The organism is Pseudooceanicola nanhaiensis (assembly GCF_020171315.1).
GTDB classification, from domain to species: Bacteria; Pseudomonadota; Alphaproteobacteria; order Rhodobacterales; family Rhodobacteraceae; genus Pseudooceanicola; species Pseudooceanicola nanhaiensis_A.
On record NZ_JAIUZP010000006.1, the window covers coordinates 178,284 to 202,913 of the forward strand.

A 24,630-nucleotide genomic window follows, 5' to 3' on the forward strand; every position below is an offset into this window, starting at 1 on the left:
GAATGAGGGAGGAATTCATGGGCGATACTCGCAAAACCCCGGCCGATCTGCGCTCTGCGCGATGGTTTGCGCCGGATGATCTGCGCAGCTTCGGACACCGCAGCCGCATGATGCAGATGGGCCTCGCGCCCGAGGACTGGGAAGGCAAGCCGATCATCGGCATCCTGAACACATGGTCCGAGATGAACCCCTGCCACCTGCACTTCCGCCAGCGGGCCGAAGAGGTGAAGAAGGGCGTGGCACAGGCCGGTGGCCTCGCGGTCGAGATCCCGACGATCTCCATCGACGAGAGCTTCACCAAGCCGACCTCGATGCTCTACCGCAACATGATCGCCATGGAGACGGAAGAGACGATCCGCTCCCACCCGCTGGACGGCGTGGTGCTGATGGGCGGCTGCGACAAGTCCACCCCCGGGCTGACCATGGGCGCGATCACGGCTGGCGTGCCCTTCATCTACCTGCCCGCAGGTCCGATGCTGCGCGGCAATTACGCGGGCAAGATCCTCGGCTCAGGCTCGGACGCGTGGAAGTTCTGGGACGAACGCCGCGCGGGCAATATCTCGGATCAGGAATGGCTGGGCGTCGAGGGCGGCATCGCCCGCTCCTACGGCCACTGCATGACCATGGGCACGGCCTCCACCATGACCGCCATCGCGGAATCCATGGGCCTCTGCCTGCCCGGCGCCTCCTCGATCCCGGCGGCGGATGCGGGCCACAAGCGGATGTCGGCGGCCTGCGGGCGGCGCGCGGTCGAGATGGTCTGGGAAGACCTGACGCCCGCCAAGATCGTCACCCCCGAGGCGGTGAAGAACGCCGCCGTCGTCGCCATGGCGACCGGCTGTTCCACCAACGCCGTCGTCCACCTGCTGGCCATGGCGCGCCGCGCCGGCGTGGCGCTGACGCTCGACGACCTCGACGCGCTCGGCCGCTCCACGCCGCTGATCGCCAACATCCGCCCGCTCGGCGATACCTACCTGATGGAAGACTTCTTCTATGCAGGGGGCCTGCGCGCGCTGATGAACCAGTTGGGCGACAAGCTCGACCGCACCGCGATCACCGTCACCGGCAAGTCGCTGGACGAGGGCATCAAGGACGCGGTGGTCTACAATGACGACGTGATCCGCCCGCTCGACAACCCGGTCTACCACGAGGGCTCGCTCGCCGTGCTGCGCGGCAACCTCTGCCCGGACGGCGCGGTAATCAAGCCCGCCGCCTGCAACCCCAAGTACTACCAGCACGAGGGCCCGGCACTGGTCTTCGACAGCTACCCCGAGATGAAGAAGGCGATCGACGACGAGGACCTCGAGGTCACGCCGGATCACGTGCTGGTCCTGCGCAACGCAGGCCCCCAGGGCGGCCCCGGCTTCCCGGAATGGGGCATGCTGCCGATCCCCAAGGCGCTGATCAAGCAGGGCCACCGCGACATGCTGCGGATCTCGGACGCGCGGATGTCCGGCACCTCCTACGGGGCCTGCGTCCTGCACGTGGCGCCCGAAAGCTTCATCGGCGGCCCGCTGGCACTGCTCAAGACCGGCGACATCGTGCGCCTCGACCTCGAGAACCGCTCCCTCGACATGCTGATCAGCGACGAGGAACTGGCCGCGCGCAAGGCGGCCTGGGTCGCCCCTGCCCCGCGCTATGACCGTGGCTATGGCTACATGTTCCAGCGCCACGTCGGTCAGGCCAACGAGGGCTGCGACTTCGACTACCTGACCCACGACTTCGGCGCCAAGGCGCCTGAGCCCGACATCTTCTGAGGAGCAGATCATGACCCACGACCTGCAAACCGCCCTGCGGGGCATCTCCGGCATCCTCGTGACGCCCTATGACGACAAGGGCGAGATCGCGCCCGGCAAGCTGGCCCCGATCCTCGACCGCGTGGTCGCGGCCGGTGTCCACCTGCCCGTGGTGAACGGCAACACCGGCGAGTTCTACGCGCTCACCACCGACGAAGCCTGCACCATGGTGCGTGAGGTGGCCGCCCTTCTCGACAACCGCACGCCGCTGCTGGCGGGCGTCGGGCGCGGCATCCGCGATGCCTGCCGACTGGCGAAAGAAAGCGCCGAGGCCGGGGCCGCCGCGCTGATGATCCACCAGCCGCCCGATCCCTTCGTCTCGCCCCGCGGGACCGAGGATTACATCAAGGCCGTGCGCGAGGCCTCCGGCGGGCTGCCGGTGATGCTCTACCTGCGCAACGACGCCATGGGCGCCGCCGGCATCGCCCGGCTCTGCGAGATCGAGGGCGTGCAGGGCGTCAAATGGGCCACGCCCAACCCGATGATGCTGGCGCGCTGCATCGACATCTGCCCCGACCACATCGTCTGGGTCGGCGGCCTGGCGGAGGTCTGGGCCCCGCCGCTCTACGCGGTCGGCGCACGCGGCTTCACCTCCGGCCTGATCAACGTCTGGCCGGAACGCTCCATGGCGATCCACGCGGCGCTGGAGGCCAGCGACTATGCGCTCGCCAACCGGCTCATCTCCGAGATGCGGATCTTCGAGGACATCCGCGCGGAAGAGCTGAACGGCACCAACGTGACGGGCGTGAAGGCCGCTCTGATCGCGCAGGGCCACGACTGCGGCCCGACCCGGCCGCCTTCGGCCTGGCCGCTGACGGAGAAGCAGCAGACGGCGCTCGACGCCTTCATGAAAGCCAACGGTCTGGCAAAGGGAGAGGCCGCATGAACCCGCAAACCAAGGAAAAACTGATGCAGGTCTCGGTGGCGACGCTGGCCACCGCGCTCTACAAGCGCGGGCTGCGCAGCCAGGTGATCCAGGGCGTCCACCCGGTGGGCCCCAAGGGCCGCAACATGGTGGGCCCCGCTTTCACCCTGCGCTACATGCCCGCCCGGGAGGACCGCAACCAGCTGGTCGAGTTCCGCAACCCCGAGCATCCGCAGCGCGCCGCCATCGAGACCTGCCCCGAGGGCCATGTCTTCGTGATGGACAGCCGCAAGGACCCGCGGGCGGCCTCGGCGGGCGACATCCTGCTGACCCGGCTGATGATGCGCGGCGGCGCCGGCGTCGTCACCGACGGCGGGCTGCGCGATGCCGCCACGATCGCCCAGCTGGACATGCCCTGCTACCATCAGCGCCCCTCCAGCCCCACGAACCTGACGCTGCACGAGGCGATCGAGATCAACGTGCCCATCGGCTGCGGCGACGCCCCGGTCTTCCCCGGCGACATCATCGTGGGCGACGACGATTGCGTCATCGTGATCCCCGCGCATCTCGCCGAGGAAGTGGCCGACGAGGCCACCGAGATGACCGCCTACGAGGATTTCGTGGTGGAACAGGTCAAGGAGGGCGCCGCGATCATCGGCCTCTATCCCGGCACCAAGCAGGAGAACCTCGACAAGTTCGCCGCCTGGCGCAAGGCCAACAACCGCTGATATCCACTGTTCCGAAATATCCTCGGGGGGTGTCGCGCAGCGACAGGGGGGCAGACAGCCCCCCTTCTTCGTTCTGAAACAAGCGCCTCAACTCTCCCCCGGACCGCCAAGAATTTTAAGGAAAATTCTTGCGAAAAGTCTTGTTTCAAGACTTTTCAGCGCCGCTCTCTACCACACCGCCGTCCGCCCGCGCTGCCCCCCGGAAAATTCGAATTTTCCGGACCGGATTTTTCGAAAAATCCGTGGCGCGCCTCCGGCGGAGGCGCGTCGGGGGCTCTGCCCCCGGGCGCCGCGGTGCGGCGCCTCCCCCGGAGGTATTTGGGGAAAGATGAAGGATCAGCCGAAGTATTCCGGGTAGGCCGCGCGTTTCTCCGTGATCCGGTCCACCGTGCGCTGCAGGTGGGCGCGCAGCGCCGTGGTGGCGGCGCTCACATCGCGGGCCGCGATACCGTCGAGGATGTCGGCGTGGCCGCCGAGCACCGCGTCCATGCGCACCGGTCCGGTATCCGTGGGCGTACCGTCATCGGGCAGGAAGATGCGCCGCAGCCGGTCGAGGTGACCGGCGCGGGAGCGCATGACCCGCTGGCTCTGCTCGTGCCCGGCCGCGGCAAAGAGCGCCTGGTGGAAAAGCTCGTCGAGTTCCTGGAAGGTGGGCACCGCCGCCGCATCGCCCGCCAGGCTCTCCTGCAGCGCGTGGATAGACCGCAGCCGCGCCAGGTCGGCGTCGGAGATCCCTTCGGAGGCCAGTTGGCGCACCACTTCCGTCTCCAGCGCCAGCCGCAGGAACTGCGCCTCGCGCACCTGCGGCACGTCGATCGGGGCGACCAGCGTCTTGGACTGCGGGAAGATCCGCACCAGCCCCTCCTCCGCCAGCTGCTGCAGCGCATCGCGCAGCGGCGTCAGGCTGACCCCAAAGGTCTTGGCCAGCTCCGCCCGCGGCAGCGAGGTCCCCGGCGGCAGGTCCAGCCGCACGATCCGGGTCCGCAGCACCTCGTAGACAGTGCGTCCCGCGGGCCCGCCCTCGAAGAGTCCCGCGCCCGTGTCCGAGAGCCCGAAGCTTTCTGCAAGCCCGCTGGTGCCGCGGCTCATCGCTGTTCCGATCAAATCCTGCATTGCCGCCTTTCCGCGTGACTGATAGATCTAATATATCAGATCGAGGGCCCCTGTCGATTCCCTTGTCGATACCCGGGCCATCCTGAGGGAGGACACCATGACCGAAACGCTGGCCGAAACCGCGCCCAGATCCCCCGTATTGCGCCTGAGCCCCGGCGACAACATCGTTGTCGCGATCCGCGAGATCCCGGCCGGCACGGCGCTGCCCACGGAGGGCGTCACCGCCAACCACGACGTGCCTCAGGGCCACAAGGTCGCCACGCGCCCGATCCAGGCCGGCGCGCCGATCCTGAAGTTCGAGACCGTCATTGGCTATGCCGCCCATGACATCGCGCCGGGCGACTGGCTGCACAGCCACAACATCAAGTTCGACGCGGTCGAGAAGGACTATGCCTTCGCCCGCGACTACGTCCCGACCGAGATCCTGCCCCCCGAGCAGCGCGCCACCTTCCAGGGCATCAAGCGCGCGAACGGCAAGGTCGGCACGCGCAACTACATCGGTCTCTTCGTCACCGTGAACTGCTCCGCCACCGTGGCGCGCAAGATCGCGAACTACTTCGACGAAGAGCGCATGGAAGACTGGCCCAACGTCGACGGCGTGATCCCCTTCATCCACGAAAGCGGCTGCGGGATGGAGCTGACCGGCGAGCCGATGGACCTGCTGCGCCGCACGCTGGCAGGCTATATCCGCCACCCCAACATGGCCGGTGCCGTGGTCTGTTCGCTGGGCTGCGAGCGCAACAACCTCGTGCAGTTCTTCGAGGAGCAGAGCCTCGCCGAAGGCAAGATGCTGCACACGGTCACTATGCAGAACGTCGGCGGCACGGCCGAGGCGATCAAGACCGGCAAGGCCGCCGTGCGCGCCATGCTGGACGAGGCCAACAAGATCGAGCGCACCCCCTGCTCGGCCGAACATATCACCATCGGGATGCAATGCGGCGGCTCCGACGGGCTGTCGGGGCTGACGGCGAACCCGGCGCTGGGGCGCGCGGCGGACATCCTGATCCAGCACGGCGGCACCGCGATCCTGTCCGAAACGCCCGAGATCTTCGGCGTGGAACACCTGCTGACCCGGCGCGCGCGTTCCGAGGAAGTGGGCCGCAAGCTGGTCGAGCGGATGGATTGGTGGCTGGACTACACCAAGGGCAAGGACACCCAGATCAACGGCGTCGTCAGCCCCGGCAACAACGCGGGCGGCCTCGCCAACGTGCTGGAGAAATCGCTGGGCGGCTCCAAGAAGGGCGGCACCACCGGGCTGATGGAAGTCTATCGCTACGCCGAGCCGGTGGTCGAGAAGGGCTTCATCTTCATGGACACCCCCGGCTTCGATCCGGTCTCGGCCACGGGGCAGATCGCGGGCGGCGCGAACCTGATCTGCTTCACCACCGGGCGCGGCTCCTGCTTTGGCTCCTATCCCTCGCCCACGATCAAGCTGGCCTCGAACACGCCGATGTTCACCAAGATGGTCGAGGACATGGACATCAACTGCGGCGAAATCGTCGATGGCACCAAGACGCTGGACGAGATGGGCGAGGATATCTTCCAGCACATCCTGCGGATCGCCTCCGGCGAGAAGAGCAAGTCCGAAGCGCTCGGCGTGGGGGAAGAGGAATTCGCCCCCTGGCCCATCGGCGTGACGGGCTGACCGAGACCGTGAGACGTGAGGCTCAGGGTCCACTGGCTCTGGGGCTGACGCTCCGGGTCTGAAGACACAGGGGCCCGCTGCGGTGGGTTCACGGCGGCCGTTCGGGAGGAGCGGGGTCCATCCGGGCCCGGCACGGACGGCTGGCCGGGCAGACGGGCGGCGGCTTCGGCCCCGCCCGGCTCTGCGATACGAGGATAGGGGTCTAGGGAGGAACGGACCATGCTGGACGGCGCGAAACCGAATTACGTGAAACTGGTCGAGGATACGGTGCTGCCGCGCATCGTGCTGTGCAAGCAGACCTTCCCCGCCACTCGGATCGACGATCCGGCAGCCGCCGTGCGCGACGCCATGGCCGGCGCCGACTGCGTGGGCAAGATCACCCCCGGCATGTCCATCGCCGTCACCGCCGGCAGCCGCGGCATCGCCGTCTTCCCCGAATTGCTGCGCGCGCTGATCGACGAGATCAAGGCCCGCGGCGCCCATCCCTTCATCGTGCCCGCCATGGGCAGTCACGGCGGCGCCACGGCCGAGGGTCAGGTCAAGGTGCTGGAAAAGCTGGGCGTGACCGAAGCCTCGATGGACTGCGAGATCCGCTCCTCCATGGAGACGGTCGAGGTTGGCACGCTGGAAAACGGCATGGTCGTGCGGATCGACAAGCACGCCTACGGGGCCGACGGCATCGTGCTCTTCAACCGGATCAAGCCGCATACCTCCTTCCGCGCCCCGAACGAGAGCGGGCTGGCCAAGATGCTCTCCATCGGGCTCGGCAAGCAATCAGGCGCGGAAAGCTGCCATTCCCGCGGCATCGACAACGTGCCGATCTACGTGGACATGCAGGCGCGGGTGAAGCTGGCCACCTGTAAGGTGCTCTTCGGTCTCGGCTCGATCGAGAACGCCTATGACCAGCTGGCCAAGGTCGTCGTGCTGGACAGCGAAGGGCTGATCGAGGCGGAACAGCCCTTCCTGCAGGAGGCGATGGCCAACATGCCCCGCCTGCCCCTCGGAGATCCCGAGGCACCGGTGGCGGAGGGCGAGCTGGACGTGCTCGTCGTGGACATGATCGGCAAGGAGTTTTCCGGCACCGGCATGGACCCGAACATCACGCACCGCTTCTCCTCGCAGAAGATGCAGCGGCAGGCGACGATCAACATCAAGCGGCTGGCCGCGCTGGAGCTGTCGCCGCAGTCGGCCGGCAACGGCAATGGCGCGGCGCGGGCCGACGTGGTGACCGCGCGGCTGGAAGCGGCCTTCGACCGCGAGGCGGTCTATGCCAACTCGCTCACCTCCACGGTGCTGATGCAGGCCAAGATGCCCATGGTCATGCCCGACGACCGCTCCGCCATCCAGGCGGTGGTGAAGACCTGCGAGGCTGAGGACCTGCGCATGTGCAAGCTGATCCGCATCCCGAATACGCTGCACCTTGGCTATCTCTACGTCTCCGAGGCGATGCTGGCGGAGCTTGAGGGCCGCCCCGGCTTCGAGGTGGTTGGCGAGTTGGAGGAGATGCGGTTCGAGAACGGGCGGATCGCGAACCCCTGGCCCAAGGCCCATTGATGCGGGATCTCGGCATGGGCGCGCGGCTGCATCTCCATCTCGATCCGCTCGGTGGCGCGGCAGGCGACATGTTCGTGGCCGCGCTGCTGGATGCCTTTCCCCATCTGACCGCCCGCGTCATGGCCGATTGCGCCGCCGTGCTGCCCGCCGAGGCAGGCCATGCGCGGCTGGCGAAGGGTATGAGCGGCGGCATGGCCGTGAAGCGGTTCGGGCTGGCGGGCACGGCGGAGGGTGGGGATCACCACCATGGCCATGATCATTCGCATGGTCATTCCCACGGGCATGCTCATGGGCATTCTCATGGTCATTCGCACGGGCATTCCCATGGCCATTCTCACGGGCACGCGCACTCCCATTCGGAGGCGCAGGCCCACGCGGAAGACCACGGGCATGGGCACAGCCACGCGGCGTCTCACGCGCATGACCATGACCACAGCCATTCCCACGATACGACCTACCGCGCCCTGCGCGCCCGGATCGAGGAAGCGCCACTGGCCCCCGGCACCGCGGCAGAGGCCTGCGCCATCCTGCACCGGATCGCGCTCGCGGAAGCGGCGGCCCATGCCCTCCCCGTCGAGGAGGTGCATTTCCACGAGCTCGCCGACTGGGACAGCCTGATGGATGTGACGGCCGCGGGCTCGATCGCGGCGGCGCTGGAGGGCGCGACATGGTCCGTGGCACCCCTGCCCCTTGGCGCGGGCCTCGTGAAGACGGCCCATGGGATGCTGCCGGTCCCGGCCCCGGCGACGGCGAAGATCCTCGCAGGCTACGACTGGATCGACGATGGCGTGGCGGGGGAGCGGGTCACGCCGACAGGTGCCGCGATCATCGCCCATCTGACCGCGGGCCGCCACGGCACAAGGCCTCCGGGCCGGCTGACCAGCAGCGGCATGGGCGCGGGCACGCGCACCCTGCCCGACCGGCCCAATGTGCTGCGCGTCACTGCCTTCGAGATCACCGCCGCCCCAATTCCGGGGTTTGAAACCGCCGACCGCCAAGACAGCGACCGCGTGGTGCAACTGGCCTGCGATCTGGACGACATGACCGGCGAGGAGATCGGCTGGGCGGTGGAGGCCTTGCGTGCCCTGCCCGGCGTGGTGGACCTGACGCTGCTGCAGGCGCAGGGCAAGAAATCCCGTCCTGTCACCCGGATGGAACTCCTGCTCAGCCCGCAGGCAGAAACCGAGGTGATCCGGGAAATCTTCGACAAAACAAGCACGTTGGGCTTGCGCCGGACCGAGGTCGCGCGCCTGATCCTGCCGCGGGACAGCGGCACCGCACCGGATGGTGCCCGCCGCAAGACCGCCACCCGCCCCTCCGGTGTGACCACCAAGGCCGAAAGCGACGACCTCGCCTCGGCCCCGACGCTGGCCGCGCGCCGCGCCCGCGCCCGCACCGCCGAGAGCTGACATCCCGCGACGGCCCCGCCGGGCCGTCCCCCTAACCGGACCCGCAGGGGTCCCCCGCAAGGACCGGCCCGCCCGGGCCCGCGGACCGGGCGCGCCATGGCGCGGCCCGACCGCCCCAGACCGCGCACCACGCAAGGAGACCCTCATGAAACCTCAGGTGCTCATCATCGCCCCGCTGCTCCCCGGCCAGATGGCCCAGTTGGAGGCCGCCTACGACCTGCACCGCCTCGACAAGGCCGCCGACAAGGCCGCCTTCCTCGCCGAGGTCGGCCCGCAGATCGACGCGGCGGTCACCGTCGGCTCCGTCGGTTTCACCCGCGCGCAGGCCGAGGCGCTGCCCAAGTGCAAGATCGTCTCCACCTCCTCGGTGGGCTACGACAAGATCGACCTTGCCGCCTGCGCCGCGCATGGCATCGCCGTGACCAACACGCCGGACGTGCTGACCGATGACGTGGCCGATACCGCGCTGATGCTGCTGCTGGCCGCCGCACGGCAATTGCCGCAGGGCGAGGCACATGTGCGCACCGGGGCCTGGGCCAAGAAGGGGCAGATGCCGCTGACCATGGCGCTGAAGGGCAAGACGCTGGGCGTGGTCGGACTGGGCCGCATCGGGCAGGCCATCGCCGACCGGGCCGAGGCCTTCGGCATGGCGATCGCCTATTCCGGCCGCAGCCCCAAGGACGTGCCCTATGCCTACTACCCGACGCCCGAGGCCCTTGCCGCCGAAGCCGACGTGATCGTCGCCGCCGCCGCCGGCGGGCCGGAGACCAAGGGCCTCGTGAGCCGCGCCGCGCTGGAGGCGCTCGGGCCGAAGGGCATCTTCGTGAACATCGCCCGCGGCTCCGTCGTGGACGAGGCGGCGCTGATCGAACTGCTGCAATCGGGCAAGCTGGGGGCCGCGGGTCTCGACGTCTTCGAGAACGAGCCCAACCCCGATCCCGCCTTCGTGACGCTGGAAAACGCCGTGCTCTACCCGCACCACGCCTCCGGCACGGTGGAAACGCGCGAGGCCATGTCGCAGCTGGTGGTGGACAATATCGCCGCGCATTTCGCAGGCCAGCCGCTGCCGACGCCGGTGCCGCTGCCGAAGGTCGCCGCCTGATCCCGCGCTGACGCAGGTTGACCCCCGCGGCCTGATCCCCGGCCGCGGGCCCGCACACCCCGGGCCATCTCGGGAACTCTCACCCGGAAATGACAAACCCCGCAGATCGCTCTGCGGGGTTTTTCCTTGCGTTCCGTATTAGCGGGGCCTGTCGTCCCCGCCTTCGTCTACTCTCCGGCGACGGGTCGCTTCACGGGCTCAGTCCCCGTCACCGGGACGTCGCCCGCGCCGGGATCGGCTTTTCCACGAGGCTCTCCCCCGCATCGGTGATCCGGGACATGTAGCGCTCCCAGCCGCGCCGCGAGCGCGGCGAATGCTGGTCATAGATCAGGTAGAGCCCTGCGGCGATCACCACGGCCACGCCGAAGTAGATGTAGGTGCCCGGCACCTCGCCGAAGAAGACCGCGCCAATCAGCACCATCCAGACGAACTGCATGTTCATCAGCGGCGTGACCGCATAGGCGGGCAGCTTGCGCAGCGAGACGACGAGGATCCAGCGCGCCCCGAAGAGGCAGAAGGCATAGGCCACCGCCCAGAGGACGTCGGTCATCGGCATCGGCTTGAACACGAAGGGCAGCGCCGCCCCCATGCAGATCATGATCGCGAGGTTCGGATAGAAGACCTGCGCCAGCGAGTTGCTTTCGAACTTGCCGATGTAGCGCGCCATCACCATCGAGAGGGTGCCGGAGAGCGAGGCGACAAGCGCCACCGCGTGGCCCAGCGTCACCGAATGCAGCCCGTCGGGGAAGATCATCAGGACCCCGATGAACCCGGCCGCGAGCGCGAGCCAGACCTGAAGCCGGACATGCTCCCGCAGGATCAGCCCCGAGAAGACGCCGGCAAAGATCGGCACCATGCCGATGAAGATGAAGACCTCCGCGAAGGGCAGAAGCCGGAAGGAGTAGAAGTAGCAGATGGTGGAGAGCACGGTCATCGCCGCGCGCAGGGCCATGGCCCCGGGCTTGGTGGTGCGCATGCCTTCGCTCTGCGGTTTCACCCGGTCCGCCAGCAGGGTGAACAGAACGACGAGCCCCCCTGAAATAGCATAAAGCTGGGGGGCCGCATAACCGCCCGCCAGCAATTTGGTGATCCCATCAGCCGTCGAGATGATGGCCGTATATATCAGGACAAGGAGTGTGCCGCTGAGCGCGGCAGACTTCAGTATCTTTGCCTTCATCCTGCACTCCCCGTCGGGCGCAGGGGCAGGCCCGCGTTCAGCCCGGTGCGGGCGAAGCCGGCAAAGAACGCGCCGAAATCATCGCAGGCGGCCTCGGCCTCCAGCAGGATGTCGCGGCTGGTCTCGCTCAGCGTATCCAGCAGGTAGGGACGCATCAGGCCCCAGTCGCTGCTGCGACGGTCGTCGAGCCGGAACATGCATTCCGACATCTCGCGCAGCGGGGCCGCGCGGTCGTCCGTCCGGTGGAAACTGATGCTGTCGGCGACCACGGGATGGGCAAAGGCCTCGCCCCCCGCAGCGGTCGCAACCGCCCAGTTACACACGAGATACTCGTGGTAGTCGTCTTGTTTCACTGCCTTGTCTCCCTGTGCGACTTTGAAGCCGCTTGTCACACCGGTCAGCCAGTCCACCCACTTCGCCGGTGGGTTGTAGCCTGCGTAGGTCATGGCCACGCAAACTTCGGCCAGCAGATCGGCGTTACGCTCAAGGTAGCTGAGAGTTCCGGCAAAGATAAGGCTTTCTTTTGTCCCGTTGGACAAAAGCGGGTCTTTGCGGCCATACTCGCTTAGGTAGAACACAATATGGGTGAGTTCATAGGCAGCTTTCTTGTTCGGCATAGCGAAGGTCTGGGACCGTGCGACGAAGGCGCGCAGCCGATCGTCGAGGCCAGCATCGTCCGCCCGCGGAGACACCCCGCGGCGCTGCATCAGGCGGCGACCCTCGCCCCGCTGCAGATCGGAAAGTTCTGCGTCCACGAGACCCTGATCGGACACCCAGCGTGCCAGGAATTCGCCCTTGCCCTCGGCGCCCTGGGCAAGACCCAGGTCTTCGAGGTCGAGGCAGATCGACAGGAGAAAGCGATAGTACTGCGGGAAGAAGCCCATCCGCTTCTCGACGTTGGCATAGAACCCGGCGTGGGACTCCAGCGCCTCTGCATCCAGCGCGGTGCCGGTGCATTCGAGGATGTTCAGCAGTTCCGCGTTTTCCTTCAGCCAGAACACGTCGTCACCGTAGCGACGGTTCCGGGCGAAGTTTTCCAGCAGGGCGGCATGACGCACCGCCCTGCGCTGGCGACGGGAGGGGAGGTTCAGCTGGATGACATTGGACATGGGTTCTTTCCTTTCGTCACCGGGGCTGACCGCCCCGTCCCGGTCGTTGTTGGAGCGCGCCGCGGCTTACGAGCCGGACGAGAACATGTGGGTGCCTTCACCCGCGTCGGTCTTGGCCGAGGCAACCGGAGCCGAACCCGAGGAGAACATCTCGACGGCTTCGCCGGTGGTGGCTTCCGAAGTCACGGGTGCGGAACCCGAGGAGAACATCTCGACCGCGTCGCCGGTGGTGGCTTCCGAGGTCACGGGTGCCGAGCCCGAGGAGAACATGTGAACCGCGTCGCCGGTGCGGGCGTCGGAGGTCACGGGTGCGGAGCCCGAGGAGAACATCTCGACCGCGTCGCCGGTGGTGGCAGCGGAGGCGACGGGAGCCGAGCCCGACGAGAACATGTGGACCGCGTCGCCGGTGCGGGCGTCGGAGGTCACGGGTGCGGAGCCCGAGGAGAACATCTCCACGGCGTCGCCGGTGGCGGCAGCCGAAGCAACGGGAGCCGAGCCCGACGAGAACATGTGGACCGCGTCGCCGGTGCGGGCGTCGGAGGTCATCGGGGCGGAACCCGAGGAGAACATTTCCACGGCGTCGCCGGTGGTGGCAGCCGAGGAGATCGGGGCCGAGCCCGAGGAGAACAGGTTCAGGCCTTCACCAGCCGTGGCAGCGGCTGCGGTGAGGGGCGCGGAACCCGAAGAGAACATCTCGGTGGCTTCGCCGCCGAAGAGGTCGGATGCCATCGGGGCCGAGCCCGAAGAGAACATCTCGGCGCCCAGGCCGTCGTGCATCGAGAAGCTCTCGGAGACGCGTTCGACCGGGGCGAATTGTTTACGAAGTGCGGACATTTGGTGTGCTCCCAACAAGTGAACCAAGGTGCATAAACGCTTGCACGCAATCCGGGTTTTGCAAAACAATTTTTCAAGCTAACCGTGTCCAATTTGGGGCAAAGCGCGTGAGCATTTGCGCGCAACCAATTGATATTGCTTGATTAGATAAATTTTAAGCGTGCCCCATTTTGAACACATTTGCGTCCCAGTTTGACCCGGATTCCAGCAGGTTAGCCCCTCCCCCACCCTCCGAATCGGGCGCGAATCTCCGCCCCGGCGCCGAACAATCCGGTCCGGATTGTCGCCGATCCGCGTCGCGGCGGACGCGCCTCCGCCGCACCGCTCCCGTCCCTCCGATCCGACCGCGCAGCACGATCTGTCGCCCATCCGCACCCCCGCCACGCGGGTTGCTGGACAGTCTCCCGACGATCGGCGATGAAGGGGCAACAGGGGGCCGGACCATGAAAATCGCGACGTTCAACATCAACGGGATCAAGGCACGGGCGCAGGCGCTGCTAGATTGGCTGGACGAGGCGCAGCCCGACGTGGCCGTGCTTCAGGAGATCAAGTCGGTGGACGAGGCCTTCCCCCGCGAGCTTTTCGAAGATCGCGGCTATCAGGTTGAAACCCATGGACAAAAGAGCTTCAACGGCGTCGCCATCCTGTCCAAGCTGCCGCTGGAGGACGTCACCCGCGGCCTGCCGGGCGATGACGGCGACGAACAGGCCCGCTGGATCGAGGCCACGGTCGTGGGCAAACAGGCGGTGCGGATCTGCGGGCTCTACCTCCCGAACGGCAACCCGGTGCCGGGCCCGAAATACGAGTACAAACTGGCCTGGATGGAGCGCCTGAAAGCCCGCGCGGAGGCGCTGCTGGAAGCTGAAGAACCAGCGCTAATGGCCGGGGATTACAACATTATTCCGCAATCCGAGGATGCCGCGAAGCCGGAGCAATGGACCGAAGATGCGCTCTTCCGTCCCGAAAGCCGCGCCGCCTTCCGCCGGATCCTGAACCTCGGCTTCACTGAAGCGTTCCGCGCCCGGGATGCCGCCCCGGGGAACTACTCGTTCTGGGATTACCAGGCCGGCGCCTGGAACCGGAACAACGGCATCCGGATCGACCACCTGCTGCTGACGCCGCAATGCGCCGACCTGATGACAGATTGCGGCATCGACAAGGACATCCGCGGCCGCGAGAAACCCTCGGATCACGTGCCGGTCTGGATTGAAATCGACGCATAAAAAACGCGCCGCAACCGACTGAAATTACGCCAGTTTCTTTCCGTGCGTCACATCGTGCGCATAGATCCAGTCGAACTGGTGCACCATGGCGCCGGGCGCAAGACGCCCCGCCAGCCGTAGGGCCATATGGCCCGCCATGCGCAGCGGCGGAAAGCGCAGGTGATACTTCCACGCATTCTTCGAGGCGGTGTTGATCACGCGCGCCGCCCGGCTCGCGCGCCGCGCCTGATAGAGCGCCAGCCCCGCCTGCCGGTCGGGTGCGTCGGCAAGCGCATCGGCCAACACCCAGGCATCCTCCAGCGCCATGGCCGCGCCCTGCGCCATGAAGGGCAGCGTGGGATGCGCCGCGTCCCCAAGCAGGGCCACGCCCTCGCCGGTCCAATGCCGCGCCACGGGGTGACGGAACAGCCCCCAGAGATGCACCTGCTCGACCCGCGAGAGGAGCTTGTGAACCTCCGGCCCGAAGCCCGAGAACACCCGGCGCAGGGTCTCGGGATCGTCCTCCTGAGACCAGCTCTCCTCAGTCCAGCGGCGCTGTTCGCGCACCGCGACGATGTTCGTCAGGGCGCCGTTGCGCAGCGGATAGGTCACCAGATGGCGTCCGGGCCCCATGAAGAGGCGCGCCTCGGCGGGCTCTCCAAGCCCCGGAACCGTCGCGCGCCAGGCGACCTGGCCGGTGAAGAAAGGCTGCGCCTCGCCGTTCAGGCTGGGCCGCAGGCGGGAGTGCAGACCGTCCGCGCCGATCACCAGATCGGCCCGCAGACGGGTGCGGTTGCACAGCGCGACCTCGGGCTTCTCGCCCTCGGTCACGCCCTCAACCCGTTGCAGCAGGCGGATGCGCGCGCCCGCATCGCGCGCGCCATGGCCGAGGACCGAGATCAGGTCCGCCCGGTGCACGAGACGGTATTCCTGCCCCTGTAGGCGCCCCAGGTCGAGGCGTAGCACCTCGCTGCCGGATTGATCGTGGAGCACGACGGCGCGGGCCTCGACAGCCCCGGTGGCGCGCAGCTGCGGCAGCAGGCCGAGCCCGTCCATGACGGCAAGCGCGTTGGGGCTGAGCTGCAGGCCCGCCCCCACTTCGCGGATCTCGGGCGCCTGCTCCAGCACCGTGACCTCGGCCCCGCGCAGCGCAAGGGCGCGGGCTGCTGCCAGCCCGCCGATCCCGGCGCCGATCACCGCCACTTTGAATCCCGTCAATTCCATCGCGCCTATGGACACCAAAAAACGCCGGGGGAAAACCCCCGGCGTTCAAAAATCAGGCAAGCGCGTAAGGAATATGCCTAACGCGCAATCAACGACGCTCTCCGGCGTCAGTCGTCGCGGTGGACCTTCTCGCGGCGCTCGTGACGCTCTTGCGCCTCAAGGCTCATCGTCGCGATCGGGCGCGCATCAAGCCGTTTCAGCGAAATCGGCTCCCCGGTGACTTCACAGTACCCGTATTCCCCCTCGTCGATCCGGCGCAGCGCGGAGTCGATCTTGGACACCAGCTTGCGTTGACGATCGCGGGTGCGCAGCTCCAGAGCCCGGTCGGTCTCTTCGCTGGCGCGGTCTGCGATATCGGGGATATTGCGCGTGTTGCCCTGCAGGCCTTCAATCGTGTCGCGGCTTCCCGCGAGCAATTCTTCCTTCCAATTCAACAATTTGCGGCGGAAATACTCGACTTGCCGCTCATTCATGAAAGGTTCGTCTTCAGCCGGCCTATAGTCATCAGGCAGGAAAGTTTCGGCTTTCATCACAGGCTCCCTAGACATGGCCCTGGCCCACCGACCTCACTTTGTCCATGGGCGAAGGCACCCCATGGGGGCAGCAGATAGCGGTTTCGTTCCGCCTTGTCACTACACAATCTCCCCCCGCCGAATGGCCCCGGAAAACCCGAGCCTGCAACGAATGCTTTGCCCGCAAGATGTGCGGAATTGCCAAAGTTGCTTATTTCAAAGGCGAAAGTGAGTTAAATCGGAGAAAATACCGCCCGGGGATCGGGCAACGCGCGCCGGAAAGGACGCGTAATTTTTTGGCAGCAGCCCGCGCCAATTCGCTTGTCAAATGACATGCAAACCGTCGCCCACAACCCCTGCATGAAAATCAAAGCGTATCCGCATTAAGTGTTGATTTCCAAAGACCTACCGGGAAACTGCCGCCGCAGGTGGCCTTGGTCATCCAATAGAAAGAAAGCAATTACGGAAGGGATACCGATTATGGGTACCAGTTCCCGACAGGCGCGCAGCCCCCTGCTGCTTGCGCTTGCGGCCTGCCTTGCCACCCCGGTGGCGGCTCAACAATCCAACAGTTTCTACGGTGAAACCCGCGGCTGGTATGTCAGCGCGCAAACCACCAACGGCCGTTTCTCGGGCTGCGTGATGGAGCGTCCGCCGGTGGCGGGGCAGCTCGACATCCTGATGAAGCGCGAGAATGGCCAATGGTGGATCGCCGTGCCGACGCAGCTGCCCGAAGGCAGCCGCGCCACGATCGACATGGACGTGGACAAGTATTCCAACGTCATGAACGGCACTGTGCAAAACGGGTTCCTCGCCGCGCCGATGACCCATGAGTGGGTCGAGACCATCGGCCACGCGGACAGGATCACGCTCTACATGAACAGCAGGGCGAACGAGATCAGCGCGAGCGGCACCATGGCCGCGATCCAGAAGGTGGATGAATGCGCGATCAATTCCGGCCGGTCGCAGCAGGCCGCCGCGCCTGCGCCGCGCCCGATGCCTGCGCCAACGCCCGCACCGATGCCCATGCCGGTTCCCGTCCCGCAGCCCGCCGTGCTGGGGGCGAACTGCCCGGCGCCGGGCAGTTTCGTTTCGCCGAACATGCAGGACTGGGGCGACATCACCTTCGTGAACCGCGCCGGACAGCCGCTGACGGTCTACTGGCTCGACTATGCCGGTCAGCCGCAGGAGATGGGCCAAGTGCCTGCCGACTACCAGATGAAAATCCAGAGCATCGCCGGCCATTATTTCGTGGCCACCGACGCCTCGCGCAGCTGCCACGGCGGCGCGATCGAAGTCCCCTTCGGAGAGACCTCCCATGACCTTCGTTAAGACCCTTCTTGCCGCGGCGCTTGCCCTGGCCCCGCTTCAGGCCTCTGCCTACGAATGGGGCCGCAGCCTCGGCTGGGTGCGCAACTGGGAAATCTACGTCAACGCCATGGGCGGCTGCCTTGCCGCGCGCGCCGGCGGCGATCCGGGCGAGATGCTGCTGCTGCACCTGCCGCCGGCAACCGGTTTCCAGCTTGCCTTCGTGGCCCATGAGCCTGACGAAACCACGATCCCCGCCGAGATCCGCATCGGCAACTGGTCCCGGGCGCTGAACTTCTACGTGAGCGACGGCATGGCCTGGGAGGTCGCCGACCGCGAGATGCTGGAGCAGATCGCCAAGGGCGACGTGGCCTATCTCGAGTTCGAGACCTACACCGTCCGCTCCAGCCTCGCCGGGACCACCGCGGCCCTGCTGAAGATGGAGGACTGCTGGGTTGAACTGGGCCGCGAGATCGGCGTGCCGGACATCAAGTCGTCCCGTGAATGGAACGCGCTGCAACAGGACCTTGCCGTGGTGAAGGCCGGTGCGGCCACGCCCGCGCCCGTGCAGCCTGCGCCCATGCGCCCTGCGCCGGTGATGCCGCTGCCCGGACCCGGGACTGACACGCCGCGGGACGACCGCCCCTATCCCACGGTTCTGAGCATCGAGCCCGCGCCGCTGGCGTCCGAGGGCATCTGCCCCCTGCCCGGTTTCGTGAAATCGCCCGGCTCCAGCCAGCCCGCGACGGTCAGCTTCCGCAATACCTCGCCGCAGCCGCTCACGGTCTACTGGCTCGACTTCGAGGGCAAGACGATGGAGATGATGGCGCTTGCCCCCGGGGCCGAGCGCAACATCGACAGCTACACCGGCCACCGCTTCATCGCGCAGGACATGGCGGGCAAATGCCATGGCGGCGTGATGGAAGTCGCCGCCTATGGCGGCAGCTTCACCCTCGACTGACCCTTCGGGTGGCGCGCTCGCGCCGCTTTGACCGCGCTTCCTCCCGGCGCCGCTTGCACAGGCGGCGCCGGAACTTTATCCCCAGAGGGGAGAGGCAGGAGGGAGCAGCGCCGCATGAACCGTTTCGAAGGCACCGAGTCTTACGTCGCCACCGAGGATCTGACCGTTGCGGTCAACGCCGCGGTGATGCTGGAACGTCCGCTTCTGGTGAAGGGTGAGCCCGGCACCGGCAAGACCGAACTGGCCCGTCAGGTGGCAGAGGCCCTCGGCCTGCCGATGATCGAGTGGAACATCAAGTCCACCACCAAGGCGCAGCAGGGTCTTTACGAATACGACGCCGTCAGCCGCCTGCGCGACAGCCAACTGGGCGACGAGCGCGTGCATGACGTGGCGAACTACATCCGCAAGGGCAAGCTCTGGCAGGCCTTCGAGGCCGACCAGAAGGTCGTGCTGCTGATCGACGAGGTCGACAAGGCGGATATCGAGTTCCCCAACGACCTGCTGCAGGAACTCGACAAGATGGAGTTCCACGTATACGAGACCGGCGCCACGATCCGGGCGAAACACCGGCCCATCGTGATCATCACCTCGAACAACGAGAAGGAGCTGCCCGACGCCTTCCTGCGCCGCTGCTTCTTCCACTATATCCGCTTCCCGGACATGGACACGCTGCGCCAGATCGTCGAGGTGCATCACCCCGGCATCAAGGCAGAGCTGCTGACCGCCGCGCTGACCCAGTTCTTCGAGATCCGCGAGATGACGGGGCTGAAGAAGAAGCCCTCCACCTCCGAGGTGCTGGACTGGCTCAAGCTGCTGCTGGCCGAGGACCTGACGCCCGAGGACCTGAAGCGCGACGGGGCCAATGCCCTGCCCAAGCTGCACGGGGCGCTTCTGAAGAACGAGCAGGACGTGCATCTCTTCGAGCGGCTGGCCTTCATGGCACGGGGTCAGCGCTGATGCAGCGCGGCACGGAGCGGCGGGCATGATCGGACCCCTGCGGCTGGTTCTGGCCGCGTCGCTCCTCGCGGCCCCGCTCGCGGGGTGTTCGGACCTGCCCGCAGGCAGCCTGCCCCCGGCCCGCGCGCCCTCGGCGCCGGCACAGCCGCTGCCCGCCATGAAGACCTTCGCCGCCACCTCGCCGGAACCGGCGCGGCGCTCCAACCGGGACATGGCGCGCGATTTCCTCGACCTCAGTTTCGAGCTGGAATCGGGCCGCACCCTGCCGGTGATGACCCGGTTCGAAGGCCCGATCCGCGTGCGGCTGACGGGCGACGTGCCCAAGGGCATGGTGGGCGAGCTGGAGAATGTGCTGGGGCGGATGCGGACCGAGGCGAAGCTGGACATCGCCCGGACCGACAGCGCCGATGCGCAGGTCACCATTCAGGCCGTCTCGGGCGATGAAATCCGCCGCTTCCTGCCGCAGGCCGCCTGCTTCGTGGTGCCCAACATCACCTCGCTGAAAGACTACCCCTCGGCCCGGCGCAAGGGGCTGACCGACTGGGCGCAGCTCACCACCCGGGAACACATGGCGATCTTCGTGCCCGCCGACGTGGCCCCGCAGGAGATGCGCGATTGCCTACACGAGGAACTGGCGCAGTCGCTGGGCCCGCTCAACGATCTCTACCGCCTGCCCGACAGCGTCTTCAACGACGACAATATCCATACGGTTCTGACCGGGTTCGACATGCTGATGCTGCGGGTGACCTACGCGCCTGAATTGCACTCCGGCATGACGCGGGGCGAGGTGGCGGCCGTGCTGCCGGGCATCCTGCGCCGGATCAACCCCGGCGGCGAGGCCGTGCCCTACGAGGGCCTCTCCACCACGCCGCGCGACTGGATCGACGCCGTGCAGGAGGCGCTTGGCCCCGGTGCGGGCCCCGGCGCACGCCAGCGGGCCGGACAGAAGGTGATCCAGATCGCCCGGCGCGAGGGCTGGCGCGACCATCGCCTCGCCTTCTCGCTCTATGTCTACGGGCGGCTGGTGCAGGGCAGTGATCCGGCCTCGGCCCGCGCCGCCTTCGAAACCGCGCGCGAGATCTGCGCCCGCAGCCCCGAAACCCGCATTCACGGTGCGTTTTCCTCGGCGCAGCTGGCGGCCCATGCCCTGACGCGAGGCGACGGGCAGCAGGCGCTCTCCTACTTAGAGGGCCAGCCCGAGCTGGCGCTGCAATACCAGAACGCCGCCCTGCTCTCCTCGCTGCTGATGCTGCGGGCCGAGGCGCTGGACCAGCTGAACCGCCCGCAGGAGGCCGCGACCGTGCGGCTGGACAGCCTCGGCTGGGCGCGCTACGGCTTCGGCCCGGATTACGCGGTGCGCGAGAAGCTGAACGAAATCGCGGCGCTCAGCCCGCAGACCGTGACGCGGGTGGCACAGCCCGTGACGCCCTGACGGGGCCAGAGGAGGAACGGAATGATCGTCTTGATTGGCGCCCTGATCGGCGCCCTCATCGGGGGCAGCCTCGCCGCGCGGCGCAAGGGCAAACGCGCCGACATTTTGCAATACGCCTTTGTCTATGCGATGATCTTTGCCGTGCTCGGCGTCTTCGCGACGATCTTCATCCACCGCATGTCCGTCTGACCGCGCCTCAGGGCCATCGGGCGGGACAGGGAGGCCCGCGATGTTCATCCCCTTCTTCGAGAACCTGCGCAAGGCCGGCGTGCCGGTGTCGCTGCGCGAGTACCTTACCTTCCTCGAAGCGATGAAGGCGGGGCTGGCGACCTATGATGTCGAGGCCTTCTACTACCTCGGCCGCGCGTCCATGGTGAAGGACGAGCGCAACATCGACAAGTTCGACCGCGCCTTCGCCGCCACCTTCGAGGGGCTGGAGCAGATCCCGCTGGAGCAGGTGCTGGAGGCGGTGGAACTGCCCGCCGACTGGCTGACCAAGATGGCGGAAAAGCACCTCTCGCCCGAGGAGCGGGCCGAGATCGAGGCGCTTGGCGGCTTCGACAAGTTGATGGAGACGCTGAAGAAGCGGCTGGAAGAGCAGAAGGGCCGCCACCAGGGCGGCAACAAGTGGATCGGCACCGCCGGCACCTCGCCCTTCGGCGCCTATGGCTACAACCCCGAGGGCATCCGCATCGGACAGGACAAGAGCCGACACCAGCGGGCGGTCAAGGTCTGGGACAAGCGCGAGTTCCGCAATTTCGACGACACGGTCGAACTGGGCACCCGCAACATCAAGGTGGCGCTGAAGCGGCTGCGCAAATGGGCCCGCGACGGGGCGATGGACGAGCTGGACCTCGACGGCACGATCCGCGCCACGGCCGAACATGGCTACCTCGACGTGAAGACCCGGCCCGAGCGGCGCAATGCCGTGAAGGTGCTGCTCTTCATGGATGTGGGCGGCTCGATGGACCCGCATATCAAGGTGATGGAAGAGCTCTTCTCTGCCGCGCGGGCCGAGTTCAAGCACCTCGAATATTACTATTTCCACAACTGCCTCTACGAAGGGGTCTGGCGCGACAACCACCGCCGCTGGCAAGAGCAGACCCCCACCTGGGAGGTGCTGCGGACCTACGGCTCGGACTACAAGTGCATCTTCATCGGCGACGCCTCCATGAGCCCCTACGAAGTCGCCTATCCGGGCGGCGCGAACGAGCACTGGAACCCCGAGGCCGGGCAGGTCTGGCTGGAACGCGCCCGCGAGCAATGGCCCGCGTCTCTCTGGATCAACCCGGTGCCCGAGAAATACTGGGGCTACACCCAGTCGATCACCATGATCCGGGATATCTTCGAGGACCGGATGGTGCCGATGACCCTTCAGGGGCTGGAAGCGGGGATGCGGGAGCTGACCAAGTGAGGCCAGTTGCCTCCGGCGCCGTCCAGACCGGCTTCCCTGCATGCCCCCCATGCCCCGCCACCGGGGGCGGCGCGTGATCGAGACCCCGCGCTGCCTCATCCGCCCGGTACAGGGCGGCGATGCGGTGGAGGTGATGGATTTCTACGATCGCAACCGTGCCCATCTCGCCCCGTGGGAGCCGCTGCGGGATAACGCCTTCTATACGCTCTCCGGCACGATCGCCCGGATCGGCGCCCAGAAAGCCGCCATGGACAGCGACCGCGCCCTGCATCTTCTGGCCTTCGGTCCAGACGGGCGCGTGCTGGCGATCTGCAACTTCGCCAATATCGTGCGCGGCGCGTTTCAGGCCTGCGCCCTAGGCTACGCCGTGGACGGCGCGACGCAGGGCACCGGGCTGATGACAGATGTGCTGCAGGCCGCCCTGCCCCATGCCTTCGGTCCGCTGGGGCTGCACCGGGTCATGGCCAACGTGATGCCGCGCAACACCCGGTCGCGCGCGCTGCTGGAGCGGATGGGCTTCGAACGCGAAGGGCTGGCGCGGGACTACCTCAAGATCGCGGGCCGATGGGAGGATCACATCCTCATGGCGCTGATCGCCCCCGAAGACGATGCTCCCGCCGGGGCTGACCACGGGTGAACCTGTCCTCCTCCGGGGAACGCAGGCCGCTTCCCGCGCGTTGAGCCGGTGAACAGGAACAAGGAGACATCCCATGATCCGCAAAACGGGTTCTGCAAAATGGTCCGGTGGCCTCAAGGACGGCAAGGGCGAGATTTCGACCCAGTCGGGCGCGCTGACCTCCCAGCCCTATGGCTTCAACACCCGGTTCGAGGACAAGCCCGGCACCAACCCCGAGGAGCTGATCGGCGCGGCCCATGCGGGCTGCTTCTCCATGGCGCTCTCCAACATCCTTGGCGAAAGCGATCTGGTGGCCGATGAGATCGCCACCAAGGCCACGGTGATGATGGAAAAGGGCGACGCGGGCTTCTCGATCACCAAGATCCACCTCGACGTCTCGGCCAAGATCCCCGGCGCGACGGCCGAGCAATTCGCCGATGCCGCCCAGAAGGCCAAGGAGAACTGCCCGGTCTCCAAGGTGCTGGCGGGTGCCGAGATCACGATGGACGCAGTTCTGTCGTGATCCTTCGCCGGTAGACATGCCGGTAGACATGGGGCCCTCGTGCTTGGGCCCACAGATTGAGCAAGGCCGATCTGCCCCACGCAGGTCGGCCTTCTTTATTTCCTCTCCCGCCTGCAAACAGACGCTGCCGTCTGTCCCGGCCTGACGGTGGCACCCTGATGCCATGACGCGAGTCAGCACCAGAGAACTGTCTTTTCCCCGTCAGAAGATCGCCTAATCCTCGAGCCGCGTCGTCGTGGATCGTGTCCTTTCGAGGTGCCGATACAACAGGATCGAGGCGATCTGGTTGTCCTCCCGCTCCAGCAGGTCGAGGACCTCCAGATGCTCGCCCACCGCCCGGGCCACGCCGTGGAACCCGTCCGACCGGTCGTAGATCAGAAGCCGCCGCATGTGGTTCTGCCGCCGGACCGCATCGACGAAGTAGCGGTTGCCCGAGGCCAGGGCGAGCCCCTCGTGGAAGGCTGCGTCCATCTCGAAAAGCCGGATCGAATCCCGCTGCTTCCAGTCGCTCTCGAGGAAGGCCCGGTGCTGTGCGCGGGTCTCGGCGATCCACTCCGGCGTCAGCTGGAACGCCGGGCACAGCAGCATCTGCGGCTCGATCACCATGCGGAAATCATAGCTTTCGCGCCGGGCCTGCGCGTCCCGGATGCCATCCAGAAACCGCCAGCCATAGCCCAGCTTGCGCTCCAGCACACCATAGGCCGCGAGACGTTCAAGGATACGGTTCGCCTCGTTCCGGCTGATCTCGTAGCGCCGCATGATCTCGGTCTCGGTGATCTCCTGTCCGAGGATATCGCGATGCCGGTCGTGGGAAATCCGCACCAACAGGTCGTCCTCGCGGGCGGCGGGCGGCTCCTCCGGCGGGCCTTCGGGCAGTTGGATCAGCTCGACGCCGCGGTTCTTCACCCGCCGCAGGTAGCCGTCGCCCGCCAACTGGTCGAGCACCGCCCGCACCGGGGTGCGCGACACCCGCAGGCGGTCCGCAAGGCGGCTCTCGACGATCCGGTCGCCCGGTTGCAACCCATCCTCGCGCAGCAGGCGCAGAACCCCGTCGAATACATCGTCGTGCAGTCTCGAAACACTTGCCATCGCCGCCTCCGCATGGCTTCAGCGCACGAACAAGAACAATCTACACCGGCGCCAACACGG

At 66.9% G+C, this 24,630-nt stretch carries 23 protein-coding genes; 16 read left to right on the plus strand and 7 right to left on the minus strand.

Translation table 11 applies throughout. The features are described 5' to 3' along the window. Window positions 1-17 precede the first annotated feature (17 nt). Genes araD through LCM32_RS10865 form a run of 3 tightly spaced genes read left to right on the plus strand, consistent with a single transcriptional unit; the run spans window position 18 to window position 3,389 of the window. On the plus strand, window positions 18-1,757 hold the full coding sequence (araD, locus tag LCM32_RS10855) for an L-arabinonate dehydratase (RefSeq protein WP_224821090.1): 1,740 nt from the start codon (window positions 18-20) through the stop codon (window positions 1,755-1,757). Window positions 1,758-1,767: 10 nt separating this feature from the next. Next, window positions 1,768-2,682: a dihydrodipicolinate synthase family protein gene (locus LCM32_RS10860; RefSeq protein ID WP_224821091.1), complete on the plus strand. Its 915-nt coding sequence runs from the start codon at window positions 1,768-1,770 to the stop codon at window positions 2,680-2,682. Then, on the plus strand, window positions 2,679-3,389 hold the full coding sequence (locus LCM32_RS10865) for a ribonuclease activity regulator RraA (protein WP_224821092.1): 711 nt from the start codon (window positions 2,679-2,681) through the stop codon (window positions 3,387-3,389). Before LCM32_RS10860 ends, LCM32_RS10865 begins: the two co-directional genes overlap by 4 nt. Before the next feature lie 336 nt (window positions 3,390-3,725). Here the strand turns inward: LCM32_RS10865 and LCM32_RS10870 are convergent, their stop codons facing one another. Continuing rightward, window positions 3,726-4,502: a GntR family transcriptional regulator gene (locus tag LCM32_RS10870; RefSeq protein ID WP_224821093.1), complete on the minus strand. Its 777-nt coding sequence runs from the start codon at window positions 4,500-4,502 to the stop codon at window positions 3,726-3,728. A gap of 97 nt (window positions 4,503-4,599) precedes the next feature. Here LCM32_RS10870 and LCM32_RS10875 point away from each other — a divergent pair, with 97 nt between their 5' ends. The 4 genes from LCM32_RS10875 (at window position 4,600) to LCM32_RS10890 (ending at window position 10,212) form a co-directional block, all read left to right on the plus strand. Further along, window positions 4,600-6,147: a UxaA family hydrolase gene (locus LCM32_RS10875; protein WP_224821094.1), complete on the plus strand. Its 1,548-nt coding sequence runs from the start codon at window positions 4,600-4,602 to the stop codon at window positions 6,145-6,147. A 219-nt stretch (window positions 6,148-6,366) separates the two neighbouring features. Further along, window positions 6,367-7,701, plus strand: a complete 1,335-nt coding sequence (locus LCM32_RS10880; protein WP_224821095.1) for a lactate racemase domain-containing protein — start codon at window positions 6,367-6,369, stop codon at window positions 7,699-7,701. After that, window positions 7,701-9,110, plus strand: a complete 1,410-nt coding sequence (locus tag LCM32_RS10885; protein ID WP_224821096.1) for a LarC family nickel insertion protein — start codon at window positions 7,701-7,703, stop codon at window positions 9,108-9,110. Before LCM32_RS10880 ends, LCM32_RS10885 begins: the two co-directional genes overlap by 1 nt. Window positions 9,111-9,255: 145 nt before the next feature. Then, a complete protein-coding gene (locus tag LCM32_RS10890) occupies window positions 9,256-10,212 on the plus strand; it encodes a 2-hydroxyacid dehydrogenase (protein WP_224821097.1) in 957 nt (318 codons plus the stop codon). 208 nt (window positions 10,213-10,420) lie between these two features. Here LCM32_RS10890 and LCM32_RS10895 read toward each other — a convergent pair whose 3' ends face one another. The 3 genes from LCM32_RS10895 to LCM32_RS10905 form a co-directional block, all read right to left on the minus strand. Beyond that, window positions 10,421-11,389 (minus strand): DMT family transporter, encoded by a 969-nt coding sequence (locus LCM32_RS10895; protein ID WP_224821098.1) that lies wholly within the window; start codon window positions 11,387-11,389, stop codon window positions 10,421-10,423. Continuing rightward, on the minus strand, window positions 11,386-12,498 hold the full coding sequence (locus tag LCM32_RS10900) for a DUF6902 family protein (protein ID WP_224821099.1): 1,113 nt from the start codon (window positions 12,496-12,498) through the stop codon (window positions 11,386-11,388). The genes LCM32_RS10895 and LCM32_RS10900 overlap by 4 nt, the downstream gene beginning before the upstream one ends. 66 nt (window positions 12,499-12,564) lie before the next feature. After that, window positions 12,565-13,332 carry a DUF6749 family protein gene (locus tag LCM32_RS10905; protein WP_224821100.1) on the minus strand — a complete coding sequence of 256 codons (768 nt, stop codon included), beginning with the start codon at window positions 13,330-13,332 and terminating at the stop codon, window positions 12,565-12,567. Between the two features lie 443 nt (window positions 13,333-13,775). Here LCM32_RS10905 and xth point away from each other — a divergent pair, with 443 nt between their 5' ends. Then, window positions 13,776-14,555, plus strand: coding sequence for an exodeoxyribonuclease III (gene xth / locus LCM32_RS10910; protein WP_224821101.1), 780 nt, complete (start codon window positions 13,776-13,778; stop codon window positions 14,553-14,555). Between the two features lie 24 nt (window positions 14,556-14,579). Here xth and LCM32_RS10915 read toward each other — a convergent pair whose 3' ends face one another. Further along, on the minus strand, window positions 14,580-15,758 hold the full coding sequence (locus LCM32_RS10915; RefSeq protein WP_224821102.1) for an FAD-dependent oxidoreductase: 1,179 nt from the start codon (window positions 15,756-15,758) through the stop codon (window positions 14,580-14,582). A gap of 107 nt (window positions 15,759-15,865) precedes the next feature. Further along, window positions 15,866-16,288, minus strand: a complete 423-nt coding sequence (gene dksA, locus LCM32_RS10920; RefSeq protein WP_224821103.1) for an RNA polymerase-binding protein DksA — start codon at window positions 16,286-16,288, stop codon at window positions 15,866-15,868. 462 nt (window positions 16,289-16,750) lie between these two features. Here dksA and LCM32_RS10925 point away from each other — a divergent pair, with 462 nt between their 5' ends. From LCM32_RS10925 to LCM32_RS10960, 8 genes are all read left to right on the plus strand, one after another. Next, a complete protein-coding gene (locus LCM32_RS10925) occupies window positions 16,751-17,602 on the plus strand; it encodes a hypothetical protein (protein ID WP_224821104.1) in 852 nt (283 codons plus the stop codon). After that, complete coding sequence (locus LCM32_RS10930; protein WP_224821105.1) at window positions 17,589-18,539, plus strand: hypothetical protein; 951 nt, start codon at window positions 17,589-17,591, stop codon at window positions 18,537-18,539. The genes LCM32_RS10925 and LCM32_RS10930 overlap by 14 nt, the downstream gene beginning before the upstream one ends. 114 nt (window positions 18,540-18,653) lie before the next feature. After that, window positions 18,654-19,496 carry an AAA family ATPase gene (locus tag LCM32_RS10935; protein WP_224821106.1) on the plus strand — a complete coding sequence of 281 codons (843 nt, stop codon included), beginning with the start codon at window positions 18,654-18,656 and terminating at the stop codon, window positions 19,494-19,496. A 25-nt stretch (window positions 19,497-19,521) separates the two neighbouring features. Continuing rightward, window positions 19,522-20,928, plus strand: a complete 1,407-nt coding sequence (locus LCM32_RS10940; RefSeq protein ID WP_224821107.1) for a DUF2927 domain-containing protein — start codon at window positions 19,522-19,524, stop codon at window positions 20,926-20,928. 21 nt (window positions 20,929-20,949) lie between these two features. Continuing rightward, window positions 20,950-21,117, plus strand: coding sequence for a hypothetical protein (locus tag LCM32_RS10945; protein WP_224821108.1), 168 nt, complete (start codon window positions 20,950-20,952; stop codon window positions 21,115-21,117). A 40-nt stretch (window positions 21,118-21,157) separates the two neighbouring features. After that, entirely contained in the window at window positions 21,158-22,342 is a 1,185-nt protein-coding gene (locus LCM32_RS10950) for a vWA domain-containing protein (protein WP_224821109.1), read from the plus strand. A gap of 49 nt (window positions 22,343-22,391) precedes the next feature. Next, window positions 22,392-22,979: a GNAT family N-acetyltransferase gene (locus LCM32_RS10955; RefSeq protein ID WP_224821110.1), complete on the plus strand. Its 588-nt coding sequence runs from the start codon at window positions 22,392-22,394 to the stop codon at window positions 22,977-22,979. 73 nt (window positions 22,980-23,052) lie between these two features. After that, window positions 23,053-23,481 carry an OsmC family protein gene (locus LCM32_RS10960; protein ID WP_224821111.1) on the plus strand — a complete coding sequence of 143 codons (429 nt, stop codon included), beginning with the start codon at window positions 23,053-23,055 and terminating at the stop codon, window positions 23,479-23,481. A gap of 213 nt (window positions 23,482-23,694) precedes the next feature. Here the strand turns inward: LCM32_RS10960 and LCM32_RS10965 are convergent, their stop codons facing one another. After that, window positions 23,695-24,570, minus strand: coding sequence for a GntR family transcriptional regulator (locus LCM32_RS10965; protein WP_224821112.1), 876 nt, complete (start codon window positions 24,568-24,570; stop codon window positions 23,695-23,697). Window positions 24,571-24,630: the final 60 nt, after the last annotated feature.